This window comes from Micromonospora sp. CB01531 (assembly GCF_001905095.1).
Taxonomy (GTDB): domain Bacteria; phylum Actinomycetota; class Actinomycetes; order Mycobacteriales; family Micromonosporaceae; genus Micromonospora.
In genome coordinates, this window is the sequence record NZ_LWLS01000029.1 from 1 (window position 1) to 5,679 (window position 5,679).

General features: G+C 66.5%; 6 protein-coding genes and 3 pseudogenes. 5 read left to right on the plus strand and 4 right to left on the minus strand.

Annotation, left to right across the window (positions count from 1 at the left end; all coding sequences use genetic code 11):
• Positions 1-238: 238 nt before the first annotated feature.
• Positions 239-652, minus strand: a complete 414-nt coding sequence (locus tag A6A27_RS06335) for a hypothetical protein (RefSeq protein ID WP_073833609.1) — start codon at positions 650-652, stop codon at positions 239-241.
• A gap of 216 nt (positions 653-868) precedes the next feature.
• Here A6A27_RS06335 and A6A27_RS06340 point away from each other — a divergent pair, with 216 nt between their 5' ends.
• Positions 869-1,336, plus strand: coding sequence for an Imm32 family immunity protein (locus tag A6A27_RS06340; protein ID WP_206745056.1), 468 nt, complete (start codon positions 869-871; stop codon positions 1,334-1,336).
• Positions 1,337-1,590: 254 nt separating this feature from the next.
• A pseudogene (locus A6A27_RS06350) lies at positions 1,591-1,947 on the plus strand (transposase); the annotation flags it as partial.
• 180 nt (positions 1,948-2,127) lie between these two features.
• On the opposite strand, the gene A6A27_RS06355 reads toward A6A27_RS06350, so the two are convergent.
• Together A6A27_RS06355 and A6A27_RS47360 are read right to left on the minus strand one after the other, a co-directional pair.
• Positions 2,128-2,739 carry an SMI1/KNR4 family protein gene (locus A6A27_RS06355; protein ID WP_073833611.1) on the minus strand — a complete coding sequence of 204 codons (612 nt, stop codon included), beginning with the start codon at positions 2,737-2,739 and terminating at the stop codon, positions 2,128-2,130.
• A gap of 578 nt (positions 2,740-3,317) precedes the next feature.
• A pseudogene (locus tag A6A27_RS47360) lies at positions 3,318-3,410 on the minus strand (IS21-like element helper ATPase IstB); the annotation flags it as partial.
• 55 nt (positions 3,411-3,465) lie between these two features.
• Between A6A27_RS47360 and A6A27_RS06365 the strand changes: the two are divergent.
• A complete protein-coding gene (locus tag A6A27_RS06365) occupies positions 3,466-4,185 on the plus strand; it encodes a DinB family protein (RefSeq protein ID WP_073833612.1) in 720 nt (239 codons plus the stop codon).
• A 6-nt stretch (positions 4,186-4,191) separates the two neighbouring features.
• On the opposite strand, the gene A6A27_RS42960 is transcribed toward A6A27_RS06365, so the two are convergent.
• Complete coding sequence (locus A6A27_RS42960) at positions 4,192-4,287, minus strand: DUF3418 domain-containing protein (RefSeq protein WP_143193920.1); 96 nt, start codon at positions 4,285-4,287, stop codon at positions 4,192-4,194.
• Positions 4,288-4,830: 543 nt separating this feature from the next.
• On the opposite strand from A6A27_RS42960, the gene A6A27_RS06370 reads away from it, so the two are divergent.
• Positions 4,831-5,073, plus strand: coding sequence for a hypothetical protein (locus tag A6A27_RS06370; RefSeq protein WP_073833613.1), 243 nt, complete (start codon positions 4,831-4,833; stop codon positions 5,071-5,073).
• A 239-nt stretch (positions 5,074-5,312) separates the two neighbouring features.
• Positions 5,313-5,669: pseudogene (locus A6A27_RS45740) on the plus strand (hypothetical protein); the annotation flags it as partial.
• Between the last annotated feature and the right edge of the window lie 10 nt (positions 5,670-5,679).

The window sequence follows — 5,679 nt, forward strand, 5'->3', positions numbered from 1 at the left end:
CTCCGCGTCGGCGAACAGCTCTTCCAACTCGTCACGGACCGCGACCGGCAACGGCGCCCGCCGCCCCCGATACATCTCCGCGACCGCCCGGGTGATCTCTCCCGCGGGCTCGGGCCACGGCAACGGCTGCATCGACATCAGACACCCGATCCTACGGCCGGGAAGGGGGAAGACGACCGCGCCCGACCATCGCAAAGCCGCAGCCCGACCAACGCGCGACGCGCGCCCTACCAGGCCATCAAATGGCCAACAGGGTCTCGGGCGCCACCACGTCGATGGTCCAGCCGTCGTCGGTTGTGGCGTGCAGGCCGCCGCCAAACAACCCGGCGATGCGCACCCGAGTGCCCGCCAGCACACCGATGCCCGGACAGGCCAGGTCTGGCCCGGACGGTGACGCGTCGTCGGGGTCGGGGTGACGATCCCGGGCGATCTTTGCACCCGTTGGCGCGTCGATCAGGCCAAAGCCGTCGATCGAGACGACCATCAACAGGTCGACTCCGGTCTGCGGGTGGACACCGAAGCCGACGCCTTGCAGCCCGCCCACCGGTATGCAGCGCCTCGTCTGGTCGACGTATCGCCATGGCTCTGGCGGCGCGACGACCGGGGTAGCCAGGAACTTCGCGCGCAGCTGCTGTTGGTAGTCCGAGAGCATCCCGTGGTCCTTCGACGCCGGCGGCCGGGCGGTCTCGCGGCCTTCTACAGATCCGATCGCGCTGAGTGACGGTCCGGCACTGCACCGGGCCATCGGTGTCACGCATCATCCGACGCTGATCCGTAACGCAAGTCAAGTGGAGCCCGACATCGCCGGCAGCCGCCGGTGTCGTGTCCCGGCTGATGCTTTACATCTGCGTCCCACCTGATGCCCGACATGATCCTCAAGAGGCTCACGGAGACCGTCACGGTGCGCGACGCGAGGGGCCGCGAGGTGAGGGACAATGCGCCGGTGGAAGATCACCGGCGCTGCCGTCTTTCCGTCAGTGATGGCGAACTGGAGCTTGCCGGTCCGCCGGCTGCCCTCCGCGCCCTCGGCCGGCTGCTGCGCCAACATGCTGAGCCCTTTGAGGTAGCGATCACCGGCGGGGTCGTCAGTCAAGAGGCGACCGACGGCCCGCTGCTTGTCAGTCTCCAAGGCGGGACCACGCTGCAGCTCTCCGGTGGTCGCGATTATCTCGACATCATCTGGGACGTGCTCGACGGTGTGGCTGAGCAAGCCGAGACCGCCGATGACCGGACAATCAACCGGCATCAGCACGTCGAGTACCTTCCGGGGGACGACTACCGATCGCCGGACTCAGTCCCATTGGTCATCGTGGCCGACTGGCCAGACGCGCCGTAGTAGACAACGCGCTGATCTCGGCCTGTGGATGAAGCTGCCCTGCGCCGCTCCAACTTCCAGAAGGCGGCCGGCTGGTCCGCCTCAGTCGCCGCCACCGGCCTCCGGCTTCCACTTCCACGACCTGCGGCACACCGGCATCGACGCCGGCACCGGTGCCAGCCTGGCCGACCTCATGGCGCGTATGGGACACGGCTCGACCCGAGCCGCGATGATCTACCAGCACGCAACTGCGAGCGCGACAAGTCCGTCGCCGAATCCTCGGCGCCGGGGTGCTTGCCGAGTTCGGCGACGATGCCACCCGCTACGCCGACGCCAAAGCCCGCCGCAACTACGCCGGCACCAGCCCCATCACCCGCCAATCCGGGAAGAAGAAGACCGTCATCGCCCGGTTCGTGCACAACGACCGGCTCATCGACGCGCTGATGACCCAGGCGTTCTCGTCGCTGCGGCTCTCGCCTGGAGCCCGCGCCTACTACGACCGGCAACGCGCCCGCGGCGCCGGCCACAACGCCGCGCTGCGCCAGCTCGCCAACCGGCTCGTCGGCATCCTGCACGGATGCCTCAAGGCCGGCACCGTCTACGACGAGACGACCGCCTGGCAGCACCGCGAACAGCATGATCAAAAAAACAGCCGCTTGACGGCCAGCGCTCATGGGATGTCTGTCACCATTGCTGTCGACCGCCGTGGTACGCGGGCAGCCGGGCGGCTCGGCCTTCTTGCGCGACGAATTGTTGGGAATCCCCGACGTTCAGAAAATGGACTGGTGCACCCAGCGGCGGTTCATGTGGCATCACGGCCAGAAGATCCGGCCCGCGTTATCGAGGTACGCCTCGTCCTCCGCCAGACGGTCGGCGATGTCGTAGAGCATTGCGGCCATGTCCGCCCACTCGGGCTCAGCCACGGCTCCCGCATCCCGGTAGAACTCCATGACGCAGCCGTACTCAGGGCCGCCACGCAAGTCCACGAAAAGATTCCCGCCGCCTCGGTTGGTGGCGACGGGCAGCCAGGCGGGTAGCCAGGTGTCGCATCTCGTTCCGGCCGGACGGTTGTTCTCCGAACTGATAAAGGCTTCCAACTGGTCGAAGAGCGCGAGCTGCCGGGCGACGTCCATCCACAATCGGCGGCTCTCGAGGGCCTCGTCGATAGAGTAGGGAACGAAGCCGGGCGGGATGAGCGTGCCGCCATCGGCGTCAAGGCCAGAACGTGCTCCGTCCGCGTATAGCCACCAGGCCCGCAGATCGGGTGGCAGTTGCCGGCCGACCGCCTCCTGAGCCGCTGCGAGATCGGTCTCTGACGCCGGCGGTCGCAGCACCGCGCGAGCCCGAGGCGCGTGCTGTTGGAGCCACGCGTCGATGCGGCGTATCGCCGCCTCGGCGACCATCGCTCGGCCCATACTCACCATGATCCACCTTCTGGGCGCTCCGAATACCGGCGTCCCGGCCAGTTCTCGGACAGCAGGTTATCGTCCACGGGCGGCCCGGCCTGGTTGTCACCGTCGTGGTCTGCCGCTGTCAGTCCCGCCACGGTTTAGCCTCCGCCCGGCCTCAACAAGTACTTCAGTCTCAACTTAGAGGAGCAGTTCCCGAACCTGGCCGCTGGAGTCCGAGGCGATCATGTCCACGGTTGTGCGTCAGGGCCTGGCGGAAGACCGACTTGCTCACGCCGACGACAATGCCGCATGGGCCGTTACGCCCTTCGGCCGACGCTGCTTGGGCTACCTCCTGAGCACCAAGTCGGGGAGTTGAAGCGGAACATAGAGCCGCTGTCCCGCCACCAGCGTGAACGGCTTGCGACACCTGCTCACACGGCGTCTCGGGCTGCCAGCGTTGGTGGCTGGTTGACGACGTTTGACAGCGTCTTGTGCCCCTGTGTGCCCCACACTGCCAGGAGCGGGCGACCCGGCACACCTAGCAGCGGCAACGGTGGCTGGCACCTGCTCACCAGGCGTCGCCACGCGTCACGTCCCTGGCTGCCAGTTTGATCGAAGAAGGTCTTGGTCCATCCGGAGAAGGATTCGTTGGAGGCGATCGCGACGCTGTTGCGTTCTTCGCGCTCGGTCAGGACCTGGAAGAGGCCAAATCAAGCCGGGGAGGCTGGCTTGTCGGTGCTCGGACCTAGCATGCGGAGCATGACGCGGTATGTCGACGAGGATCTGCACGGTGCGGAGTTCCGCGAGTGCGATCTGACCGGGGCACGCCTGATCGGCGTCGTCATGCAGGATGCCGTGATCGACGGGCTCATCACCAACCTCGTGGTGAACGGTGTCGAGGTCACCGAGTACGTCGAGGCAGAGCTCGACCGGCGTCATCCGGTGCGGGTGCTGCTCCGCTCCGAGGACCCTGCCGATCTGCGCGAGGCATCGCGTCAGCTCCATGCCGGCTGGGCCGCCACGATCGAGCGAATCCGCCGTACGCCCGGCATCGAGCGCCGCAGCGTGAACGACGAGTGGTCGGCGGTGCAGACGATGCGCCACCTGGTCTTCGTCCACGACTCATGGTTCCGCCGCTGCTGCCTGGGCTCGACGGAGCTGTTCACGCCGATGGGCATCGGGACGACCGTCGAGCCCTACCGTGGAGCGCACGGGCTTGACCTCTCGCTCGATCCGACCCTCGACGAGATCGTGAGCGTGCGTGACGCACAGGCCGCCGAGCTCGAGGCCTGGCTCGACGAGGTCACCGCTGCGCAGCTCGCAGCGCGAGCGCCGGTGCCCGACGACGATGTCTGGCCGCCGTACGCCCGGGGCCGCTTGGTGCGGCAGTGCCTCGGCACGGTGCTCAACGAGACCTTCGAGCACCACGGCTTCTGCGTCCGCGACCTCGACCTGATCGAGGCACAGGACGCTGAGTAGGGCCGGCTACGGACTCAGCATCTTGCGGATGCGGGCATCGCCGACCGTCTGCGCGGTGCCGAGCTGCTGGGCCCAGAGCTGGATGCGGTACTTCTCGAACATCCGGAGCCTTCGCTAACAATCTGCAACCGATCCGCGAGGCATGGCGACGAATGGGTTTCAAGCCTCAGCAGCCGCAGGACGACGCTTAGACGGTCCTGCCATCCCGATGCTCACTGATCCACCCTGGTCCATGCCGCCTGCTGTCAGTCTGTCGGTGCAAGGCCCGGTTGCCGCGGATGGACCTGCGGCACATGCCAGCACTCCGGACAGGGCTGAACTTCCTCGTTGGTCACGTAGCGATCCTTGCAGGTATGCACGCTCAGCTTGGGAATCGGGTTGATCTACACCGAGAGCAACCGATATCAACGGAGGGCCAACACAGAGCGTTGATGCAGCGTGCAACGGACTACTGCTGGTGACTGGTGTTGACCGTTGGGTCGGGCACGGAACGGGCACGACGGAGTTTCGGGAAGGAACATGGAGATCACTTCCGGTGGTACGCCCGGACCGCGTCTTGCCGACCATCTAATCCTCCGTTCGGCAACTCCATCCTGGAGTCGTCTGGCCCCTGCCCGAGGCAGCTTTTGCTGCAATACTGCTGCGATGTTGATGTGGATCGGGCGGGCCGCGTCTCTGCTCGTGGCGCTCGCGTTGGCAGTTGTCGGTGTCCTGTTTGTCTACGGATCTTGGAACGCTTGGGATGGCCTGCCGCCGGATGGGCCGCCTCTCGGTGATGCTGATCGGATCTATGAGATCGGCACCGCCTTGTTCGGTCTGAGTCTCTTGGCCGGCGGCACCTGGATCACTGTCCGAGTCGCCCGGGGCGTGCGTCAGCGCACAGCGTGACCTGAACCCCCGCTCCTGCTGCCATCCTCACTGTCTGCCGTCGACCCGCCATCCTGGGGAGCGGGCCGCCGCCCGGTCCGCCACGTCATGCGGATCTTGACGCACGGACGGACGCTGCCGGAACGCGCCGGTTGATGGTTGACACGGCGGCTCCACGCTCACTGACCTGGGCCGGAAGTCCGGTGACTAAGTGCGCTCCCAGGGATCGCAGCCGCGGTCGCGGCTAGTGTCGTGGGCTGATGACACGACGCTTTGGTGACCGGGCGACGTTCGCGGTGGAGATCGGCGAGGTCGAGCCGCACCAACTCCGCGTCGTCGACTTGTGGGCGGCTGGCAAAAGGCTGACCATCGAGGACAACTGGGCCTTCCTCCCGTTCTTCATCCGCGTCATGCAGTCGAGCGCGGCGCAGGTGCGCCGACGCGACGTCAAGCCCTGTCCCTTCCCGGGTCGCGCGCCGGAGGAGATCTTCCGGCTGCTCCACGCCGACGAGACCGTGTTCCGGGAGCAGTTCTGGTTCATGCACTGGGGCGAGACCGTCGACAACGTCTCCACGTACGCCTACCTGGACGACGATCTAGTGTTCCGTCTCAGTTTTGATTAGCCGT

What these genes read in the sequence shown, in the direction of transcription:
- A6A27_RS06365 (WP_073833612.1), top strand. Translation starts at nt 3,466, where the DNA reads ATGACGCGGTATGTCGACGAGGATCTGCACGGTGCGGAGTTCCGCGAG.
- A6A27_RS06370 (WP_073833613.1), top strand. Translation starts at nt 4,831, where the DNA reads ATGTTGATGTGGATCGGGCGGGCCGCGTCTCTGCTCGTGGCGCTCGCG.
- A6A27_RS06355 (WP_073833611.1), bottom strand. Translation starts at nt 2,739, where the DNA reads ATGGTGAGTATGGGCCGAGCGATGGTCGCCGAGGCGGCGATACGCCGC.
- A6A27_RS06335 (WP_073833609.1), bottom strand. Translation starts at nt 652, where the DNA reads ATGCTCTCGGACTACCAACAGCAGCTGCGCGCGAAGTTCCTGGCTACC.
- A6A27_RS42960 (WP_143193920.1), bottom strand. Translation starts at nt 4,287, where the DNA reads ATGTTCGAGAAGTACCGCATCCAGCTCTGGGCCCAGCAGCTCGGCACC.
- A6A27_RS06340 (WP_206745056.1), top strand. Translation starts at nt 869, where the DNA reads ATGATCCTCAAGAGGCTCACGGAGACCGTCACGGTGCGCGACGCGAGG.